The organism is Pseudomonas sp. TE3895, from assembly GCF_056278855.1.
Genome location: NZ_JBWBQE010000001.1, coordinates 4,090,694 through 4,111,528 on the forward strand (window position 1 = coordinate 4,090,694; position 20,835 = coordinate 4,111,528).

Here is a 20,835-nt window from a genome sequence, read left to right on the forward strand (position 1 = left end):
CAACGAAACTTCCTAAGCAAGCCTTTAGTGGTACTAAACGATGCGACGACAACTCAATGGTCAGATGTTCGTCTGGCTGCATGTATTTGCCTGCGCAGCCCGGCACTTGTCCTTCACCCGTTGTGCCGAAGAGCTGCACATCACCCCCGGCGCGGTCAGCCAGCAGATGCGCCAACTGGAAGAGCGCCTGGGCTACCGGCTGTTCCTGCGCCGGGCGCGCGGCGTGGAGCTGAGCGCCGAGGGGCAACGCCTGGCCCAGACGGTGGCCGAGGCCTACGGCAGTATCGAAGCCGAGCTGCTGCGGCTGGACGCGGGGGAAATCCGCGGCACATTGCGTGTGCGTTCGATCCCCTCGTTCCTGGCCAAATGGCTCACGCCGCGCTTACCGCGTTTTCAACAGCGCTACCCGGACATCGAACTGCGCCTGGTCGCCGAAGACAGCGCCCAGGCGCTGACCCCGGGTGACTTCGACCTGGCCATCGACCTGAACGATGGTAGCTACCCAGGCATGCTTTCGACGCCGCTGCTGGACGAGCAGATCTTCCCGGTGTGCTCACCTGCCCTGCTGCGCGGGCGCCCGCCGCTGCACGGCCCCGCTGACCTGGCGCACTACCCGCTGCTGCATGACATCACCGCCTGGCGTGGCAGTTCGGAATATGCCGAGTGGGAGTTCTACCTGGAAGGCATCGGCGCCGCCGGCCTGGATGTGCGGCGCGGGCACACTTTCAACCGCAACCACCTGACCATCGAGGCGGCGATTGCCGGTATCGGCGTGGCGATTGCACGACGCACGCTGCTCAATGACGAACTGGAGCGCGGCGCACTGATCGTGCCCTTTGGTGTACCGATCGCCAACCACAAGCGTTATGTGGTGCATTACCCGCCAGGCGGCTTGAACCAGCCAGGTGCGCGGGCGGTGCATGACTGGCTGGTGGAAGAAGCGCGGGGGTTCAGGGCGTTGCATCCGTTGAACAAGGAATAGCCACCTAGGCGCGCTTGAGCAGGAGCGCTTCGCTCAATAGGCCTGCTTACCGGTGAAGGCATTGAGCGTGCGCACCAGGATCACGAAGTCCAGCCACAACGACCAGTTGTTGATGTACTCGATGTCCGAGTCGACTCGCTGGATCATTTGCTCGATATCCTTGGTCTCCCCCCTGAACCCGCGCACCTGCGCCAAACCTGTCATGCCGGGCTTGATATTGTGGCGGGCAAAGTAGTCAACGATATCCTGCGAATACAAGGTGTCATGTTGCAAGGCATGCGGCCGCGGCCCTACCAGGGACATTTCCCCGGTCAGCACATTGAACAATTGTGGCAGTTCATCAAGGCTTGTACGCCGGATAAAGGCGCCGACCCGGGTCAACCGTGGGTCATTCTTCTGCGCCTGCTTGACCACACCTGCTTCCGGTTGGTGAACATGCATGCTGCGAAACTTCCAGATACGGAACGATTCTCCTGTCCAGCCGGTACGTTCCTGGCGGAAGAACACCGGCCCGCGGCTGTCGATCTTGATGGCCAGCGCAACAGCCAGCAATACGGGTGATGCAAACAGCAAAATCAACGCGGCCAGCACCCGGTCCTCAAGGTTTTTCAAGAACAGGCTCATGCCCGTCAAGGGTGTCTCCGACAAGGTCAGCACCGGAATGCCGGCAATTTCCCGCACGCTGTGGTTGATCAGGCGCAACGAGAAGATATCCGGCACCCAGTTCACCGCAATGCACTTGTCGAGCAACTTGAAGTAAACGTCGTTGATGACCTCGGAGCCACCCAGTGGCGTCACCAGGTACACCGTACGAATACCGTGTTGGGCCACCAGCTCGTCGAGGTCGCCAATATGCCCCAGCACTGGCAGGCGCTGCTTGCCCTCGGCACTCTCCAACCCCTGCCCATCGCCTTTGTCGAGCAGCACGCAGCCCAGCACTCGTTCGCCAAACCACGGGTTGTTGCTGATTTTCTGATACAGGAAGTTGGCCAGGTCACCGTTGCCGATGATCAGGGCATTGTCCAGGCGCGCATGCGCACTAAAGCGCTTTTGCAGTTCGCGCACGGCAAAATGCAAGAATAGCTGGGCGACATAACCAATGACGAACAGTTGCACCACCAATAGCCGTGAATAGGTTTCGCTCTGTTTGGTCAGGAACGCCATGACGACCAGGAAGCAAAACGTTGCCGACCAGGCCTTGAACAGGCGGAACGCCTTGATCGAAAGCCCGACGTTGGTGCGGTAGATGGCGTAATGATCATAAATGACTGCCAGTGCGCCAATCAGCAACAGCAGCATGATCACGTAATCGGATGTGATATAGCCGAACTGGTCGTAGATCAGGTACCAGGCAATACCGGTGACGGCAATACCATCGAGGCCGGCCTGAATGGCGTTACTGACACTGCTTCTTCTCTGGAGTAAGGAACGACTGCTTCTGGGTTCGAAAACCATTTCAGACCTCATCAAAATGAGCGTAGCAAGTGCCTTCCATCAAACAGCGAGTCTTGAAAACAGGTTACGCAAAACCCGTGCAGCAGGCGCGTGGCGCCCTCAAGCGATTGATATCACTGTAGCAGCCACCCGCTGCTGGCGTACCCGGAATCACCGCTTGTGCGAACTTTGACCGATTCATAGGGCCCGCCTGGCCGAAACCGCCGCCCGCCGGTACAGCAGGGTGCGCAACAGGAATAGCGGATTGCCCACCACGTAACGCATGAACAGGCGCTTGGGTTCGCGCAGCAGGCGGTACAGCCACTCGCCCCCCAAACGCCGCAGCCATTCGGGGGCACGGCTGACCTTGCCGCCGAGGAAGTCCAGGATCGCCCCACCGCACACGATCAGGCATGGCCCGCCAGTGACTGCCAACTCCGCTGCCACCGCCTCTTGCTTGGGCATGCCCATGCCCAGCACGATCAGCTCGGGTTGCTGCTCGCGGGCCAACTGCAAATAGGTTTCAAGGCTGGCGAAGCCATCGTGAACCGACACCGGCACGATGCCAAACTCGGCTTCACAGCGCCGCACGGCCTGGTCCAGGTAGGGTTGCCGGGTGCCCCAGAAGGCGACCTTGCGCCCTCGGTAAGCAGCCATGAGCCTGGGAATGAAGTCAGTGCCGTTCATGTTCAGCCCAGGTTCCAGGCCCAGGCGGCGATACAGGATCGCCATGCCGGCGCCATCGCGCAGCAGCACATCTGCGGCCGACAGTGCCTGGCTGTAGCCACCATCGCGCACCACCAGGTTCATCGCATGGGCGTTGACGAAGCCCAGCACGGTGCCCGTATCCGGCGTAGCCAGGCGGTCGAGCAGGTGCTGCACGGCGGCGTCATCAGCGATCACTGCCAGCTGGTCGATCACACGCTTCCAGCGATTCTGCCACTGATCCATCAGTCGTCATCCCGTTTTGAACGCACCCATTCAACCTGGCGCTTGATCAGGAAACTCAGGTACAAGGGAATTTTCCTGGCCGCGTAAAACGGCGCGTACAACAACACCGAAAACGGTATCACTTCACGGCAGAAGCGCGCCCAGGCCAACACCACGGCAAAGGCCAGCAAGGCCAAACCGGCAAAGGCGAGCCACGCGGGTGCCGCCAGGCCGAACAGCAGGTACGCCAGCCAGGTCACCAGGTTAAGCCCGAGCAAGGTCAGTACCAGCAACGCCAGGGGCGGTACCAGCAGGTCCAGGGTCAAGGCCGCCAGGCTAGCGTTGCGCTGGGTGATTGCAGCCATCGCCCGTTTGGGTGCGTCGGCAAGCATCAAGCCCAGATGGCCATGCTCCCAGCGGGTGCGTTGGCTGTTGAGGCCTTGCTGGCTGAGCGGGAACTGGCTAGTGACCAGTGCCTCGGGGCAGAAAGCAGGAGGTTTACCCTGCTGGCAAAGGTCCAGGCCCAGCTTCACATCCTCGACCAGATGACCATTGGCCAGGTTGATCAGGCTCAGATCGTGCCAGCCGAACGCCATGCCCGCGCCCATCAGCTGGCATGGCAGGCCCAGGCGCGCCCAGCCGCGTGGCCGCACCAGGTTCTTGACCCGCCATGCAAACTCGGCAACCTGCACTCTCAACCCGGCACCTGCCGGTGCACGCATCAGGTACAGCGACTGTACCGGGCGGGCAAGTGCGTGACAGCGGCGCGCCAGGCAATCGATCGCCCCCTCGCCCACCTGGCAGTCGGCATCCACCACGATGACCACCTCGGGCGGCCGCTGAGCCAGATGGCGCACGCCGAAATCCAATGCGTAACCTTTGCCGCGCAACCGCGTATCGTGGCGCTCTACCACTTCGGCGCCGGCCTCACGTGCCAACTGGGCCGTGTCATCCGAACAGTTGTCCGCCACGACCAGCAAGCGGTCGCCGTCCAGCAGTTGCGGCGTAACGCTCGCCAGCATCGCGCGAATGATCAATGCCTCATCGTGGGCGGGCACCAACACCGCCACTCGCGGGCGCTCGCCAACGCCCTTGGGCCTCGACCGCGCCGGCAGGCAAGCCAGCAACACTTGCAGCACCAGCACCAACACCGGTACCAGGACGATGATCGCCAACAGGCCCAGTAACCAACCCAATACACTTATCATGCGTATGCCTTGAAATAGCCGGCCAGCCTGGCCGCCTCGGTGTCGATGTCATGCCGTTGCACCACACGCTGGTAGGCCAACTCGCCCATGCGCTGCAGTACCTCGGCCGGTTGCGCCAGGCAGTCGGCCATGGCTGTTGCCAGCTCGTCCACGGCGCCGGCAGGGAACAGCCAGCCGTTCTCGCCAGGCCGCACCAGCTCGGGGATACCCGCTACATAGGTGGTGAGCACGGGCCGACGCAAGGCCATGGCCTCCATGATGACCACGGGCAAGCCCTCGGCGAAACTGGGTAGCACCAGCGCACGGGCGGCCAGGATTTCCTCACGTACCTGCGCACTGCTGATCCAGCCAGTGATACGCACTTGCTGCTGCAAGCCGTGCCGGGCAATCAAGGCCTCGATCTGCTCGCGCATTTCACCGTCACCCGCCAGCACCAGCTCGAAGGTGATCGACCGGGCAGCGAGACAGCGCGCCGCTTCGAGCAACAGCAGCTGGCCCTTCTGTTCGCACAGGCGCCCAACACACACCAGCCGTGGCGCCGATGGCACATCGACTGGCGCCACCTCATGGAAACCACGCTCCAGTCCGCAATGCACCACCTTCACCTTGCCCCAGTGCTCGTGCGCCACCCAACGGTACAGCTGGCTTCGTCCGTACGAGCTCACCGCCGCGACAAAGGCGGCGCGCTGCACCTTCTCACCCATGTGCAAGAACTGTGGTTTGTCGAATTCTTCCGGCCCGTGCACGGTAAAGCTGTATGCCGGCCCGCCCAGGACGTTGGCCAGCATGACCACTTCAGTAGAGTTGGTGCCGAAATGCGCGTGCACATGTGTTGCCTCCCCAGCCTGCAACCATTGCAGCACCAGGCAGGCCTCGGCCAGGTAGACCAGGTGGTAGGGCCAGGCACGGTCGGCCCGCAGGCCAAGGCGCATGGCCAGCCCCAGCGCCTGGAAAAACCGCCGCGGCTGCGTACGCAGTACTTGCCACGTCGGTGCCAACAACCCCTTGAGCCCACCTTGCAATACGTAGCGGGTCTTGCCCCGTTCGGTTGCGTCCTCGGCATCCTGCACCTCGGCGTCCCACCCACGCAGGGCTATACGTTGCACCTCAACCCCCTGGCGCTCCAGCGCCAGAATTTCGCGACGGATGAAACTGTGGCTGACTTTCGGGTACTGATTGATGAAGTAAGCAATATGCATACGAATCCAGATCCAAACCCGCTTGATGACCAACCTTCCCTGGCAACCTTCACTTCAGGCTGTCGACTACGGGCGGCCTGTCTACTGCCGATGCACTCACAGCAAATGCATCCCCCTGTTTTCCTTGTAGTCCAAGGTTGTGGTTGCTGCTTGGCAATGCTGCCTGCAAGCGGGTGAAAACATCGTCAAGCAATGCCTGGCGGCGGCGGTACATCGCCCGTTTCTTGGTCGGGATGTCAGCTTCCGCCCGTTGCGCCGGCGCTAAAGGCAGGGAAAAAAAGTCCTCACGGTCAGACGCTGTGGCGCCATGTTCCTGCCAGATCACGTCGTAGTTGGCCGCCAGGTCCTGGCCCTTGTCGCTGCCAAAATAGGGATGGCGATGGTGCCGGCAGGCGTCGCTGACGGCATACAGCTGCGTCACACCCAAGGTTCTGCCCAGGCATTTCAACGCTTCGAGCAACAGGCTGCGTGGCCGCAGCCCTTCGAAGTCCTTGGTCAGGTCACGGTAGATGGCCAGCGAGGTTTCGCTGTCGATACCTTTGTGGATGCCCTGCACCGCACCGATGAACAGGCAGGTTTCACCCTGGCTGCGGCCCAGGGTGAAGGCCAGGGATGCCACACGCAGGTCGGCCTGGAACAGGTTCAACACCAACTCGCCTTCGCGCTTGAACCAGATTGGCCGGTCCAGTACCAGGCAACAGCCCGGCGAGTGGCTGGACAGGTCACACAACTTCAGGTTTTCGTCGCGCCCCAGCAACAGCAACGCCGGGAACTGCCCAGCCACCTGTTCAAAGTGCGAAGCCACCACATCCAGACGCTGTGGCGCCTCCCAGCATCGGCTGATGTAAGGCCATTGCACGACACCGATACAATCCACACCCAGGCGCTGCAAACCATGCGGGCCCAGCGCCGCCGTCATGCGCTGCATGAACCCGTTCAGCTCAGGCCACTGCCTGGCGATCTGCCGTGCCAACTTGTACTTGTTGTGCATCGCCCGCAACGAGTAACCCGGTTGCAAGGTAAACACGCTTTTCACGAGGGTGCCGAGCATCATGGGTTTCTCTCACTTGTACTCGATCAAAGCCGATTTGCCAGCCGCAAGGCGGTGGCGCAGGAACCTCAGCTGGCCGAGCATTTCCGGGAATTTGCCCAACACCAGAAACACAGCCTGCAGCCAGTTCTCGCGCGTCCACTTGCCGCCGCGGCGCGCCAGGCGCACCGCCTGCAGTGGGTAGATCAACAGCAAGAGCAGGCCCCAGCCGCCCAGCAGCAGGCAGGCCAGCGCGATCACCAAAGGTATGCCCAGGCCCCACAACCAGGCCCGACGTGACTCACGCAGCCAATGCCGCTCGGGTGGCTGGCCATGCAGGTAGGCGCCCTCGGCATAGGCATGCCCAGCGCGCAGGCTACGCCGCCACCATTGGCTGAAACGCGTCATGCCGGCATCGTGCAGGGTCATCTCGGCAGCCAGTCGCCAGACTTTCCAGCCGCTGGCCCGCAAACGCACGCACAGTTCCGGCTCCTCTCCGGCGATCAGGTCAGGACGGAAGCCACCCACGGCAGCAAAGGCGTCTGCCCGCATCAGCGCATCGCCGCCACAGGCCTTGGCCTCACCGACCGGGGTATCCCACTCCAGGTCGCACAGCAAGTTGTACACCGAACGCTGCGGGAAGCGCTCCCGCCGGCGACCACACACCACTGCCACGGCGGGGTGCTGCTCAAGAAAAGCCTGCGCCGTGGCCAGCCAGGTGGCATTCACCTCGCAGTCGCCATCGACGAACTGTACCAGTTGCATCGATGGCAACAGGCGCTGCAAGGCGGCAAAACCTTCATTGCGGGCGCGTGCGGCGGTGAACGGGATACTCATGTCCAGCGCCAGCACTGCCACGCCAAGGTTGGCGGCCAGCTGCAGCGAACCATCGGTGGAACCCGAGTCGACGTACATGACCTTGTCCGCCCCCTGCGCCAGCGAAACCAGGCAGCGCTCGAGACGCTGGCCTTCATTGCGGCCGATCACCACCACGCCGATCACCGTTGCCATAGGCTTCACTCGACCGACGCCGTGGCAGCCGGTTGCCGGGCCTTGATGATGGCCGGCACCCCCACTGCCAGTGAATTGTCAGGCACATCTACCAGCACGACGGCATTGGCGCCGATGATCACGTTGTTGCCGATGCGAATACTGCCCAGCACCTTGGCCCCGGTGCCGATGTCGACGTTATTGCCGAACACCGGGGCAATCGGCTCGTCGACATTCTTCAGGCCCACCACCACGCCGTTACGGATTCGGCAGTCATCACCAAAGCGGGCATAGCCGCTGACAACGATGCCGCCAAAATGATCGATGACGAAGTTGCGCCCGATCACCACCTCGCACGGAAGTTCGATACCGGTGATGATCTGGACGAATTTGAACAGCACCTTGTAGATGAGCGAGCACAGTTTGCGCAGCAGTGCCGGGCGCAGCGTATAACGCCAGCGGCCAAAGCGATACACCAGCAATGCCCAGAAGCCCTGGGCGCCCCAGTCCCCGCCATGGGCCCGCAGGTCGGCGCGAATATTATCGAACATGGCTCCACCTACCTTGTCGGTTGGCTGGCGTACCGGGTCTTGAACAGCAAAGACCAGGTTGCCCGGCAATGACGCCAGCAGGCCTGTATGGCGCCCCAGCCGCGTCGTTTCAACAGCGCCTTGAGTGCCAGCACCAAGTCGCCCAGCGTCACCAGCAGCATGTGCAGGGCAAGCCCCGCCACCCCGTGATGCTTGCGAAAGTACAGCAACTCGCTTTCGATCTGATAGGACGAGATCTGCCGGCTGGCGGCCTCCAACTCCGCCACCGACTTGGAGCTTTCGCCACCGATGTGCACCACCGTGGTATGCGGGTAGAACACCACTTTCCAGCCCGCTTCCTTCACCCGCTTGCAGTGGTCCACCTCCTCGTAATAAAGGAAGTAGCGCGGGTCGAACAAACCCACCTTGTCGAGTACTTCGCGGCGCACCAGGTAGAAGCAGCCGGGCAACCAGTCACACTCGCGCACCGAGGCGTGGTCCCAGTTCATTTCGTCGACCATCTTCAGCCCTGGGAAGAACCGCCCCAACCCGGTACGCCCAACGAACACATTGAGCGGCGTGGGGAAGTAGCGACAACTGGGCTGCAGGTCGCCATCGCGCCCTTCCAGGCGCACCCCCAGTACGCCGCACTCCGGGTGGGCGTCCATGTAGTCGAGCGTTTTTTGCAGCGAGTCGGCGGCAACGAAGGCATCGGTATTGAGCAGCAAAGCGTACTTGCCCTTGAGGTGCGCCAACAACTGGTTGTTGGCCCGGCCGAAACCCACGTTCTGCTTGTTGCTCAGCAGCAGTGCCTCGGGGCACACCTGGGCCATGCGCTGCACCGAGTCATCGCGCGAGGCATTGTCCACCACCAGGTAACTGGCCAGCCGCTCGCTGCCGGCCCGGCGCAGCGCATCGAACATCGGCTGCAACAGTCCAGCGGTATTGAAGTTGACCACCATGACATCCACAGGTTTGCTAGCCATTTCAGCTGTCCCCGAAGAAATACTGACGTCTTTGCGCCATCAGTAACGGTTCCACTTCCGGGTCGTAGGCACCGTTGCGCTGCTTCACCAGATCGATCCATGGGTAGGCTTCGCAACGTGCCTCGACCCGTTTGATCAACTGCTCGGTGGTACAAATGAACTCGGCAGGGTTGCCACCATAGACGGTGCCTGGCGGCACGTCCTTGGTCACCACCGCCCCTGCCGCCACGATGGATTCGGGCCCGATGGTCACGCGAGGCATCACGATCGCACCATGGCCGATGAAGCAGTTGTCCTTGATGTCGATGAAACCGACCGAATCCAGGTGCTTGCCAAAGCGATGCTCGATCAGCAATACCACCCCGTCATGACCGATCAACGTGCAGTCGGACAAGCCCACGCTGTTACCGATACGTACCAGCGACGGGTCGAGAAACTTGCAGCCTGTATTGACGTAGAAATTGCTGCCGACCGAATGAAAGTTGCCCCACCGGGCCAGATAGGCCCCCCATTCAAGACCAGATGGGTTGCAGAACCTCCTGTAGAATTTGCCACCTCGCCCGGTTGCATGGGCGTAGCGCGCCACTGCCTTGCGTATCCATCCTTTCATACTGCCTGGCCTCGCGATCTGAACAATCTGGAGTCTCCTGAGGCGTTCCGGTCTCGTTCTTCTAGGTGCTGACCGCATCGCACTCACCCGTGTACAACCTTCATCACGCCGCGGCGCCGCTGGCCGCTTTCATTTTGTTATCGAGGTGGTCGGCCAGCCGCAAGGCAAATTGCAACAGCGGCATGGTCGGGTTGGAGGCGCCGCCCTTGGCAAAAATGCTGCTGCCGGCGACATACAGGTTTTCGGTACCGAACACCTTGCAATTGGCATCGACCACACCGAACTGCGGCGAGGCGGCCATGCGCGTGGTGCCCATGTGATGGGCATGGGGTGCCATTCTCAGCGGTATCGAGGTGTCGTAAACGAAATCGTTGAGCTTGACGAACCCCAGGTCCATGTCGGCGAACTGCTTGGCCAGTTCGCTGCCAATGCACTTGATGGTGTGCCGGTCTTCGGCGCTAAGCACCCAATTGACATTGACCTTGGCCACGCCCAGCGCATCCTTCTTGTCCAGCAGCGAAATGCGGCTGTGCAGGTTGGGGAACTGCTCGATCATGGTGCCGATCACGCCGTCACCAGGGCAGCTGAACTTGGCGACGAAGGCGACCTTGCTGGCAAACCCCATGTCGCAGGCCAGGCTCTCGAGAAAATACTTCACCTCGGCAGTGCGGCCATAGGTTTGCACATCGGCCAGCAAGGAGGCGGTGACATTGCCTTTACCGGCCTTGTACTCGTCGACGAAAGCATCGGTGGTGTAGTACTGGCGCGGCTCTGGGTCCTGCCCGGACTTGAGGATGAAAGTGCCCATTTCGATATTCAGGTGTTCCATGAAACACCCGCCGACCAGCCCTTCCTTGCTCACCACGCCTGCGGCCACCAGGGTCTCGCTGTTCAGCAACTGCCGGGCATTCTCGATGGCACCTGTGGCCAGAATGAAATTTCCAGCCACCAGGCGTTGACGATTGCACTCATAGTCAGACAAAACCACCGCAGCCAGGTGGCCGGAAGCCTTGTCGAACTCCAGGTCAACGCAATTACAGTTGATGAACACATCCAGGCCTGGGGTCTGCTCCAGTGCTGAAGCGTACTTCTGCGCAAAACGTGTCGGCGTGCTGAGCAGAAAACGGTCCGCCTCGAAGTCACCGCCGTTGAGGCCGGCATTCATCGCGCGAAAATCCGAGCCAGGCGCCAGATCGACGATCTCCATCGCTGCCGGCAGAAAGCCTTCGATCTCCGAGTAGGGAATTGGCCAGCCCGGCAAGACGCCTGGCGGGGCGACGGCAAAATCCGAAGGGGTGAATGGACGGCACCGGCCAGCCCAGTGATTGGAGGTGCCACCCAGGTAGCGCAGGCGGGTTTCCCCGGCATACAGTTCCAGGCCGGTGGATGAGCACGCGTACAAGTCTTGCGAGTGCGGCGCATATTCGCGCCCCCCGCCTTCGGCGATCATTACGCTCCAGCCGGCGGCTGCCAGGCGCAAGCCCAGGGTTATACCCGCTGGGCCGGCCCCGATGATGCAGAAATCATAGTGATCGCGCAGCGCCTTCTGCTGCTCAAAGTCCTTGATCATGCTGACGCGTTCCGGAAGTAACGGGACGGCAATACCCAACCGTTGATTACCACGAACCCGGGCTTTTCGACCGTCTTGTCCGCAACGGCCGCCGAGGCGCCGAACACCGCGCCCCCCGCGCCGAGCAAGACACAGCTCTGGAGAAAGCCTCTACGACCCAACTGCGCAGTACAAAAAGTGAGCTTCCCCATGTTCCCGTGACCTGTAGCCATGAAAGTTACACCCGGCAAACTGCGCTACAGCCAGTTGAAAAAGGCCGTCAACAGTGCCCCGCACAGCGCCCCGACCAGCAACATCGGCAGTACCACCAGCTCACGTTTGAGGCTGAAGATATCCAGTTTGCAGTTCACATACACAACCAGCACCAGCGTTGGTACAGCATGCAGGGCAACCCCCCAGATAGCCCACTCCACCCCGCCAATCGCCAGTAACAGCGGCAACAGCCCCCATAACGAGACCAGGCGGATGATGTTGTCCATGGCCTGGTACTTGGTCAGGCCCAAGGCAATCCACACCTGATGAGCCAAGGTATAGCGCAATACGATGAACGATAGCGAGAGAATCGCCAGCATCGGCCCGGCTTCGCGGTAGCGATCGTCATACATCCAGCCGATCAGCAGTGGGCTGGCGGTCAGGAAACCGCCACAAATGAACAGCACCAGCAGGTCGACCAGCAGCCGAAAGCGGAAATACAGCGCTTTCAGGCGCGGCTTGTCGTCGGACCGGGCCGCTTCGCTGAAAGCAGGCAGCGCCACCGCGCCGACAATTTTCATGAGCGCGGTCTGCACCGCACCCAGGATCAGCACGGCGATCGAATACACACCCAGTTGCGCCGCCGACATGCTGGCGCCAAACCATATGCGGTCGCCGTACATCGCCAGCACGCCGACCATCGACGACAACAGAATCCAGCGGCCAAACACGATCAGCTCGGTCAGCGCCGAACGGTCCCAGCGCAGGTGGTTGTTGGGCCCCTCCAGGGCGGTATGCCCCAGCACGGTCCAGACGACCGCCGAAACCAGGCCTGATAACACCAGCGCCCAGATCGAATGGGTCAGCAAGCCCAGCACCAGCATCACCACCAGGCCGGCCACCTGCGAGGCAAGGTCGACCAGTACCACGCGCTTTTGTTGGAAAGTGCGTACCGCCACATCTATCTTGGTGGACTGGAAACCCCAGATGGCCGCCGACAGGCCGGTCACCGCCAGTACCATCGGCAGTACCGGCGCGGCATAGGTCGAGTCGGCCGGCCACAGCTCAGCCAGTTGCGCCAACCAAGCCCCCAGGGCCAGCAGCAGGGTAAGGGCAAACAGCAGGAAACCGCGGATGATCTGCACGGTCCAGGCGGTGTTGAGAAAGTCCGGGTCGTCACCACGGTGGCTCTGGATGATGTTCTGGCGCAGGCCGACATCGGAAAGCAAATGCAGCAGTATCGAAACAGTGGTGGCAATAACCATCACCCCGAACATTTCCGGCAGCAGCAAGCGGGCCATGATCAGATTGCCGCCCAGGCGCATCACCTGTGAAGCCACCTGCGAGACCAGGTTCCATGACCCGGCCCTCAGGGCCCGCTTGCGCAGGCTCGCGGCGGCTGACACATCAATCGACGGCATGACTTCAATCTCTGACTGATTGGCTAAAAGTCACTATAGTTTCAATTAGCCATGATGCTAGCCGTTGCCCACCAAGGGAAAGGTGTACATAGCCGATGCCTGAACATTTTCGTGCGTTGATCGTCATCCTGTTTCTGGCGAGCGTGGTCTTCCTGATGGCCCGGCGGCCTGCCACCGACCTGATTCCGCTCAGCGACTACAAGCGCCGGCGCAATCTGTGGTTCCTGCTGACCCTGCTGGCTTTTTTCTCCCACAGCTTCTGGCTGTACCTGGGGGTGGGCGCGGTCGTCCTGTTGCTGGCCGGGCGCCGCGAGCACAACCCCATGGCGCTGTTCTACATGCTGCTGTTCCTGATCCCGCCAGCGTCGGTGCAGGTGCCCGGGTTTGGCGTGGTCAATTACCTGGTCGACCTTAACCATATTCGCCTGCTGACCCTGTGCGTGCTGCTGCCGGCCGCGCTGTACCTGCGCCGCCAAGGTGACACCTTGCGCTTTGGCCGCACCTGGGCCGATAAACTGCTGGCGGCCGGCCTGCTGCTGATGAGCGTGCTCTATTTGCGCGAAACCACCCTTACCGACACGCTGCGCCAGGCGCTGTACCTGTATGTCGACGTTCTCCTGCCGTATTACGTGGCCAGCCGTGGCCTGCGCCAGATCAGCGACTTCAAGGACACCCTGCTGGCCTTCGTGCTCGCCTCTTTCGTCATGGCGCTGATCGCTGTGGCCGAGTATGTGCGCCACTGGCTGTTGTACAGCGCCCTGGTCGACGCCATGGGCGTGCCATGGAGCATGTCCGGCTACCTGAGCCGGGGCGGTGCACTGCGGGCAAGCGTCACCACCGGCCAGGCGATTGCACTGGGTTACGTGATGAGCGTGGCCATCGGCCTGTTCCTGTTCGTGCAGGGCTATGTGCAACGCCCGCTGCACAGGGCCATGGGCGCCCTGCTGCTGGCCGCCGGGCTGTTCGCGCCATTGTCGCGTGGCCCGTGGATCGGCGCGGTGGTCATCGTGGTGGTGTTCATCGCCCTGGGCAAAGGCGCCGTCAAGCGCCTGGCGCTGCTAGGTGCGGCTGGCATGCTGGCCTTGCCCTTGCTGACCGTCGTGCCTGGGGGCGAAAAGGTGCTGGACCTGCTGCCGTTCATCGGTAACCTCGAGAAAGAGAACATCACCTACCGCGAGCGGCTGATGGACAACTCCTGGATCGTCATCCAGCGCAACCCGTTGTTCGGCTCCTTCGACTTCCGCAACACACCCGAAATGCAAGCGATGATCCAGGGCGACGGCATCATCGACATCGTCAACACCTACATCAACCTGGCGTTGCGGGTGGGCCTGGTCGGGCTAGGCCTGTTCGTGGCGTTCTTTGCCGTCGTGCTGCGGGGTATCCGCAGGGCCATGCTCAGCTTTGCCGACAAGGACGACGAGCGACGACAGCTCGGCCGGGTGTTGCTGGCAACGCTGATCGGCATTCTGGTCATCATCTTCACGGTCAGCAGCATCACCTTCATCCCGGTGGTGTACTGGTCTATCGCAGGCCTGGGCGTGGCCTACATCCAGATGGTTCGCCGGCTGCACAACAGCCCGGCCGTGGAACTGGCAGAACCCGACCTACAACCCAGGTAATGTTCATGAATAGGCTGTCCCTGCGTCATTACGTGCGCCTTTCGGCCATTGCCGGCCTGGCCCTGCTGCCGCTGGCCAGCTGGGCTTCAGACTGGCAGGTCAGTGTCGATGAGCAAAATGGCTTGCCTACCGTGACACACGGCGGTGGCCCGGTCATGAAGGCCAAATTCGATTTCTGGGCTGCCAACTGGAGCTGGACCGGTTTCTATACCGACTTCAAGGTCAATGGCCCTTACCACTACACGCTGCGGGGCAAGAACAAGGAACTGGACTTCGACCTGCAGGCTGACATCCGTAAGGAACAAGCGCAAACCCTGAGCTGGGCCTTCGACCTCGACGCCCACAGCCGCCAGAGCGGTGTCATGGGTGGCGGCCTGGTGTTCCAGTTCGACCCGGCGCAAATCGCCGGCGACATGGGCGCCCCGCAATTGTTGCCCGACAACCGCGGCTGGACGTGGGGCAAGACCGACCAGGGGCGACGCATCGAAATGCGCTTCGACCCGCCACTGGCCAAGGTCTATTTCGAGCGCGGCAACCCGACCGAGCTGCGCGCATTCCTCTACAAGGACCCGATCAGCGCCGGCCGCCAGCAGCTCAAGGCCGTGCTCAACGTGACCGGCGACATCGAACTCGGCCCGACACCCAGCGAGCGCTTCGGCCTGGCAGACCCCGCCAAGTGGCCTGATGACCAGCTGGACTGGCGCACCTCGCCGGTGGACCTGTCGTTCCTCAACGCAGCGGAAAAACCCGCCGGCAAGCGTGGCTTCGTCAAGGCGGTCGGCGACCAGTTGATGTTCGCCGACAACACCCCGGTACGCTTCTGGGGCACCAACCTGTCGGCCTACTCGCTGTTCAAAAGCCCCGACGACGAAATCCGCCAACAAGCCAAACGCCTTTCGGCACTGGGTTTCAACCTGGTGCGCCTGCATCACCACGACTCGCCCTGGGTCAGCCCCAACGTATTTGGCGACGGCACCTTGGTGCGCGATACCCAGCAGCTCAGCGCCGAATCGCTGCGCAAGCTCGACCTGTGGATCAAGTCGCTCAAGGACGAAGGCATCTACATCTGGCTGGACATGCATGTGCAGCGTGCGTTTACCGCCAACGACCACATCGAAGACTTCAAGGAGCTGCCCGAGCAGGACGGTCGCGTCGACCTGAAAGGTTACGCCTACGTGAACGACAGTATCCGGCAAGCGATGAAACGCTTCGCCGAGCAGTACCTGACCCATGTGAACGAGTACACGGGCCTGGCCTACAAGGACGACCCGGCCATCGCCGCCGTGCTGATCACCAACGAGAATGACCTGACCCAGCATTACGGCAACGCCCTGATGCCGAACAAGGATGTACCCCGCCACAGCGCGCGCTACATGACGGCGGCCAAGGCCTTTGCCAAACAGTTTGACCTGCCCGCCGACCTGACCTGGCGTGCCTGGGAGCATGGTCCGTCGAAGCTGTTGCTCAACGAGCTGGAACAACGCTTCAATGCCGACATGATCGCCCACTTGCGCAGCGTGGGCGTGAAAGTCCCCATTGCTACCACCAGCACCTGGGGCGGTAATGGGCTTAGCGCACTGCCGGCATTGAGCGTTGGCGATGTCATCGACGCCCACAGCTACGGCGACACAGGCCAACTGGAGAAGAACCCGCTGACCAGCGACGGCATGATCGACTGGATTGCTGCCGCCCAGGTCGTCGGCAAACCGCTGACCGTCACCGAGTGGAACGCCGAGCCCTTCCCGCTGCCTGACCGTCACTCGCTGCCAATTTACATCGCCGGCACCGCCAGCCACCAAGGCTGGGACGCCATGCTGCAATACGCCTACAGCCAACAGGCGTTCAACCCGGGTTGGCGCACGGCGGACAACTGGCACGCGTACAACGACCCGGCGATGATCGCCACCCTGCCCGCCGCTGCCCTGCTCTATCGCCGTGCGGACGTGAAACCCGCCACCACTCGCTACGTGTTCGCACCGACACCTGCCACCCTGTACAACCAGGAAATCACCCCGCGTAACTCACCGCTGCTGCGCACAGCCATGGAAAAGGGCCAGTTGCAGATCGCCCTGCCACACACGCCGGAATTGCCTTGGCTGAAACCCGCGCCCATCCCGGCAGACGCGCAGGTGCTGCACGACCCGGGGCAATCGCTGCTGGCCGCCGATGCCACCGAGTCGGTGACCGACACAGGCGAACTCAGGCGCAACTGGCAACAAGGCATCTACACCATCGACACGCCACTGACCCAGGCCGCCAGCGGTTGGCTGGGCGGCCGCCCGATCAACCTGGGTGCCATTCAGATACAAACGAAAACGCCTTACGCCAGCGTCGTGGTCCAGAGCCTGGACGGCAAGCCACTGGGCCAGTCGCGCGAGCTTCTGCTGTCTCTTGGCACCCGTGCCATGCCCAAGGCCGATGACAAGACGCCGTTCAATGTCGAGCCCCTTGAAGGCAGCCTGGACATCAAGGCACCCGCCGGCCTGAAACTGTTCGCCCGCGATGCACGGGCGCAGCTGAAGCCGCTGCCGGTGGCTTACAAGGATGGGCAATACAGCATTACCTTCGACGGTACCTACATGTCCAATTGGCTATTCTTGAAATAGAGCATATGGCCATCTACGCTCAGGTCACCTGTAGCTGATCATCCCACCTGCACGTGTCAGGGAGTGTTCACTGCGTCTGTAAACAGCAGATTCCAGGAGGTAGGGATGAAATATCTGGTTGTGGGTGGTGCGGGCTACATTGGCTCGCACATGGTCAAGCACCTGCTCGCCGCCGGCCATGAAGTGCTGGTGGCGGACCTGGTCTCACCTGGCCCCGGTATCCAGTGGGCCAAGCTCGACATCGCCGACGAAGCCGCACTGGATGTGCTGTTTGGCGTGTGCCGCTTCGATGCGGTGTTCCACTTCGCCTCGTTCATTCAAGTGGGCGAGTCGGTCAGCGCGCCTGGCAAGTACTACCAGAACAACGTCGCAGCCACCCTTTCCCTGCTGCAGGCCATGGTCAATGCCGGCATCAGGCACTTGGTGTTTTCTTCGAGTGCCGCCGTTTACGGCAACCCGCAGTACGTGCCGATCGATGAAGCGCACACCAAGGGGCCGATCAACCCGTACGGGTTGAGCAAATGGATGGTCGAGCAGATTCTTGAGGACTTCGACCGGGCCTATGGTTTGAAGTCGGTAAGCCTGCGCTATTTCAATGCAGCGGGCGCTGACCCGGAAGGCCAGCTAGGCGAGCGTCACGAGCCGGAAACCCATCTGATCCCGTTGATCCTGCAGGCTGCATCTGGCCGGCGCGAGGAGGTGACAGTGTTTGGTCGCGACTACGACACGCCGGATGGCACCTGCATACGCGACTACGTGCATGTGGCAGACCTGGCGGCGGCCCATGCACTGGCTGTGGATTATCTACTGGACGGTGGCGAGCGTGCCGCGTTCAACCTGGGCAATGGCCTGGGCTTTTCGGTGCAACAGGTGATCGATACGGCCCGGGCCGTGACCGGGCGACAGATCACCGCCCTTGACGCACCGCGTCGTGCCGGCGACCCGCCACGGCTGGTGGCGGATGCGAGCAAGGCCATGCAGGTGCTGGGCTGGCGTCCGGCATTCGCCTCGCTGGAGCAGATTGTTCGGCATGCGTGGCAGTGGGAGTTGCAGTATCCCTGGAGGCGCTGAGTTGATCTCATAGCTTTCAGGCGCAGCACAAGGCTGCGCCTGAAAGCGTATTGCCAGAAGGCTCAGTAATAGGTGCGTGGCTGTTCGTCAGCCTTGTTCAACACTGTCCCGATCAGGTTCACCGTGCCCAGGTGATGCAGGCAATCCTCGATTTCCTTCTTGTTGTTCATTCCGTTGGCCACCACCAGCAACACGCAGTCGAACTTGGGTAACACGGTGATCGCATCGTCCGAGCTGAGCAGCGGTGGCAAATCGAAAATGCAGATGCGCGATTCGTAGCGGTTGCGCAAATCGCCAATCAGGTTGTTCACCTTGGGCGAGGACAGCATCTCGGTCGACAGGGGCACGGGTACCCGCGTTGGCAGCACCACGAAGCGCGGCAAGGTGGGGTTGACCAGGCAGTCCTGCAACTCGGCCTTGTCCGTCAGAAACTCGTTCAGTGCCTGCTCCATGGGCAGGCCCAGGTAACTGCCGACCTTGGGCCGGCGCAGGTCGAAGTCCACCAGTAACGCAGTCTTGGTGGTGTGGTGGGCAATACTCATGGCCAGGTTGATCGCCAGCATGGTCTTGCCCGCTTCCGGCGTTGGCGAGGTGATGGCCAAGGTACGCCAGCCGTTCTCGTCCATGGCCCTGAGCACCTGCGTACGCAACAGGTCGATCGGCCCGTTCATGTTGGAGTTCTTGTTGTACGCCACGATGCGGTTACGCTCCAGGTGGTCTGCACGCAGCGGTACCACCTTGGTGTTCACGTAATCGAACTGACCCGGCACTTCGGCCAGCGCCGTACCGGGGGCGGGAGACAGTGCCTGGGGAGTACCCGGGGTAACCTGATGAATATTGTTGCCAACAGCCGGCTTGATCCTGTCCATCACTGCTTTCCCTATACAAACCGAGACATGACTTTGTACAACAGCACATCCAGTGGCATGTAGAACACGTGCACCAGCCCTATCATGATAGCTGCCAGCGCCAGTGCCGCCAGGATCAGGCGATTGCGCCAGCGCTTGCGTCGGGCCACGTCGGCCCGGGTATCGATATAAGGCAGTGCCACCAGCACCCGTTTGCCCAGCAGGCTTTCCAGGGCGCCAACGCCACGCACGCGTTGATTGAGCATTTCCAGCAGCATCACCAGCGCACCGCCACCGGCCGGTGCCAGCACCAGGCCCAGCGCAGCGATTTTCTTGCGGTTAGGCTTGATCGGCTTCTCAGGCAACAGAGGAGGCTCCAGCAGCACAAAGCGTTCAGCCTTGTTTTCCTGCTCGAGGCTTTCGGTAATCTTTGCGCCCATTTCCTTGGCACGAATCTCTTCGTATTTCTTGCGCGCGTTGTCGTGGTCACGCATCAAGGTCACCAGGCCACGCTCGACTTGCGGTGCCTCGAGGATCTCGGCTTCATAGCCTTCCATTTTCCGGGTCAGCTCACGCTTTTGCTCTGCCAGCGAGGCAATACGCACCTGCGCGGCACTCATCTTGGCGCGGACACGGGCCGCGTCGAGGCTGACCGTGGACGCTGCCGCAGTGCGACCACCACTGGCTTCGAGCGCCTGGATCTTGCGCTTGACCGCCACGACATCCGGGTGGGCGTCCTTGTAGCGGGTCAGCAGCTGCGCGTATTCGGCTTTCAGGCTTGGCAGGTCTTCGGGCAGGTCGGCACGGGTTGGCCGGGTGCCCTCGGCAACCTTGGTGGCAAGGCCGGCATTGGCCGCAGACAACTCCAGTTCCAGGTAGCGCAGCTCTTCCTGGGCAGCCTTGTAGTCACGGTCGACCTCACGGAATTCCAGCTCCGCCCGCGACAGCATGTTCATGCGCAGGGTCTGGTGCTCGGGCAAGGCATTGGCGTGGGCCTGCTTGAAATCGGCCAGCTGGTTTTCCAGGCTGGCCAGCTCGGCACCCAGCTTGTTGGCTTCCTGGGTGAGGAATTCGGTGGTTTCGTTGGCCCGCTCGGTGCGCTGCTTGAGGTTTTCGTTGAGGAACAGCGTCACCAGTTCATCGGCAACTTCCTTGGCCACTTGCGCCTGCTTGTGCTCGAACGACACATTGAACGCCACGGTCGCTTCACCACGGCCGCGCACGTAGGTGGTCAGGGTTTCAACCACGATCGCGTTGCGCATCTGGTCGATCTTGTCGCTTTCGCTGAAGCGCTTGTCGGCGAAGAGGTCGTACTTGCCGATGATGCGCAGCAGGTTGTCGCGGGTCATCACCCGTTGGCGGATCACCTCGATGCGCTCATCGGCAAAGCTGGTGTTGTTGGTCGACACCAGTTCAGGCGAAATCTGCTGCGACTCCACCAGAATGGTGCCGGTCGACTGGTAGATCGGCGGCACCATCAACGCGACGGCCACGGTCGCGGCGAGAATGACTGCGGCACTCACCCCTAACACCAGGGCCCTGTCCTTGATAATGGCGATGTAATCTCTGAGGGAGAGCTCGTAGTCAGACTTCATAGGGCCACCTG

At 61.7% G+C, this 20,835-nt stretch carries 17 protein-coding genes; 4 read left to right on the forward strand and 13 right to left on the reverse strand.

From position 1 onward, the window contains the following. Nucleotides 1-40 precede the first annotated feature (40 nt). Nucleotides 41-982 (forward strand): LysR substrate-binding domain-containing protein, encoded by a 942-nt coding sequence (locus tag ACZ889_RS18370; RefSeq protein WP_012052371.1) that lies wholly within the window; start codon nucleotides 41-43, stop codon nucleotides 980-982. 33 nt (nucleotides 983-1,015) lie between these two features. On the opposite strand, the gene ACZ889_RS18375 is transcribed toward ACZ889_RS18370, so the two are convergent. From ACZ889_RS18375 to ACZ889_RS18425, 11 genes are all read right to left on the reverse strand, one after another. Beyond that, nucleotides 1,016-2,437 carry an undecaprenyl-phosphate glucose phosphotransferase gene (locus ACZ889_RS18375; protein ID WP_004374281.1) on the reverse strand — a complete coding sequence of 474 codons (1,422 nt, stop codon included), beginning with the start codon at nucleotides 2,435-2,437 and terminating at the stop codon, nucleotides 1,016-1,018. Nucleotides 2,438-2,614: 177 nt separating this feature from the next. After that, a complete protein-coding gene (locus ACZ889_RS18380) occupies nucleotides 2,615-3,367 on the reverse strand; it encodes a WecB/TagA/CpsF family glycosyltransferase (RefSeq protein ID WP_180690031.1) in 753 nt (250 codons plus the stop codon). Continuing rightward, the gene (locus ACZ889_RS18385) at nucleotides 3,367-4,554 is read right to left on the reverse strand and encodes a glycosyltransferase family 2 protein (RefSeq protein ID WP_180690030.1); all 1,188 of its coding nucleotides are present in this window, start codon (nucleotides 4,552-4,554) and stop codon (nucleotides 3,367-3,369) included. Before ACZ889_RS18385 ends, ACZ889_RS18380 begins: the two co-directional genes overlap by 1 nt. Beyond that, entirely contained in the window at nucleotides 4,551-5,753 is a 1,203-nt protein-coding gene (locus tag ACZ889_RS18390; RefSeq protein WP_047602868.1) for a glycosyltransferase, read from the reverse strand. Before ACZ889_RS18390 ends, ACZ889_RS18385 begins: the two co-directional genes overlap by 4 nt. Before the next feature lie 49 nt (nucleotides 5,754-5,802). After that, the gene (locus ACZ889_RS18395; protein WP_476257659.1) at nucleotides 5,803-6,807 is read right to left on the reverse strand and encodes a VirK/YbjX family protein; all 1,005 of its coding nucleotides are present in this window, start codon (nucleotides 6,805-6,807) and stop codon (nucleotides 5,803-5,805) included. Between the two features lie 9 nt (nucleotides 6,808-6,816). Further along, the gene (locus ACZ889_RS18400) at nucleotides 6,817-7,794 is read right to left on the reverse strand and encodes a glycosyltransferase family 2 protein (protein WP_180690028.1); all 978 of its coding nucleotides are present in this window, start codon (nucleotides 7,792-7,794) and stop codon (nucleotides 6,817-6,819) included. Nucleotides 7,795-7,799: 5 nt separating this feature from the next. Continuing rightward, nucleotides 7,800-8,324 (reverse strand): serine O-acetyltransferase, encoded by a 525-nt coding sequence (locus ACZ889_RS18405; protein ID WP_476257660.1) that lies wholly within the window; start codon nucleotides 8,322-8,324, stop codon nucleotides 7,800-7,802. A gap of 8 nt (nucleotides 8,325-8,332) precedes the next feature. Continuing rightward, nucleotides 8,333-9,289 (reverse strand): glycosyltransferase family 2 protein, encoded by a 957-nt coding sequence (locus ACZ889_RS18410; RefSeq protein ID WP_180690026.1) that lies wholly within the window; start codon nucleotides 9,287-9,289, stop codon nucleotides 8,333-8,335. A 1-nt stretch (nucleotide 9,290) separates the two neighbouring features. After that, a complete protein-coding gene (locus tag ACZ889_RS18415; protein WP_029615442.1) occupies nucleotides 9,291-9,899 on the reverse strand; it encodes an acyltransferase in 609 nt (202 codons plus the stop codon). Between the two features lie 103 nt (nucleotides 9,900-10,002). Further along, nucleotides 10,003-11,469, reverse strand: a complete 1,467-nt coding sequence (locus tag ACZ889_RS18420; protein ID WP_476257661.1) for a GMC oxidoreductase — start codon at nucleotides 11,467-11,469, stop codon at nucleotides 10,003-10,005. 236 nt (nucleotides 11,470-11,705) lie between these two features. Beyond that, nucleotides 11,706-13,082, reverse strand: a complete 1,377-nt coding sequence (locus ACZ889_RS18425; RefSeq protein WP_476257662.1) for an oligosaccharide flippase family protein — start codon at nucleotides 13,080-13,082, stop codon at nucleotides 11,706-11,708. A 95-nt stretch (nucleotides 13,083-13,177) separates the two neighbouring features. Between ACZ889_RS18425 and ACZ889_RS18430 the strand changes: the two genes are divergently transcribed. From ACZ889_RS18430 to galE, 3 genes are all read left to right on the forward strand, one after another. Beyond that, the gene (locus ACZ889_RS18430) at nucleotides 13,178-14,704 is read left to right on the forward strand and encodes an O-antigen ligase family protein (RefSeq protein ID WP_180690023.1); all 1,527 of its coding nucleotides are present in this window, start codon (nucleotides 13,178-13,180) and stop codon (nucleotides 14,702-14,704) included. Between the two features lie 5 nt (nucleotides 14,705-14,709). Then, nucleotides 14,710-17,310 (forward strand): glycoside hydrolase 5 family protein, encoded by a 2,601-nt coding sequence (locus ACZ889_RS18435; RefSeq protein WP_180690022.1) that lies wholly within the window; start codon nucleotides 14,710-14,712, stop codon nucleotides 17,308-17,310. A 105-nt stretch (nucleotides 17,311-17,415) separates the two neighbouring features. Continuing rightward, on the forward strand, nucleotides 17,416-18,381 hold the full coding sequence (gene galE / locus ACZ889_RS18440) for a UDP-glucose 4-epimerase GalE (RefSeq protein WP_180690021.1): 966 nt from the start codon (nucleotides 17,416-17,418) through the stop codon (nucleotides 18,379-18,381). A 62-nt stretch (nucleotides 18,382-18,443) separates the two neighbouring features. Here the strand turns inward: galE and ACZ889_RS18445 are convergent, their stop codons facing one another. Together ACZ889_RS18445 and ACZ889_RS18450 are read right to left on the reverse strand one after the other, a co-directional pair. Then, on the reverse strand, nucleotides 18,444-19,250 hold the full coding sequence (locus tag ACZ889_RS18445) for a CpsD/CapB family tyrosine-protein kinase (protein ID WP_004576287.1): 807 nt from the start codon (nucleotides 19,248-19,250) through the stop codon (nucleotides 18,444-18,446). Between the two features lie 11 nt (nucleotides 19,251-19,261). Next, nucleotides 19,262-20,824 (reverse strand): GumC family protein, encoded by a 1,563-nt coding sequence (locus tag ACZ889_RS18450; RefSeq protein ID WP_476257663.1) that lies wholly within the window; start codon nucleotides 20,822-20,824, stop codon nucleotides 19,262-19,264. Between the last annotated feature and the right edge of the window lie 11 nt (nucleotides 20,825-20,835).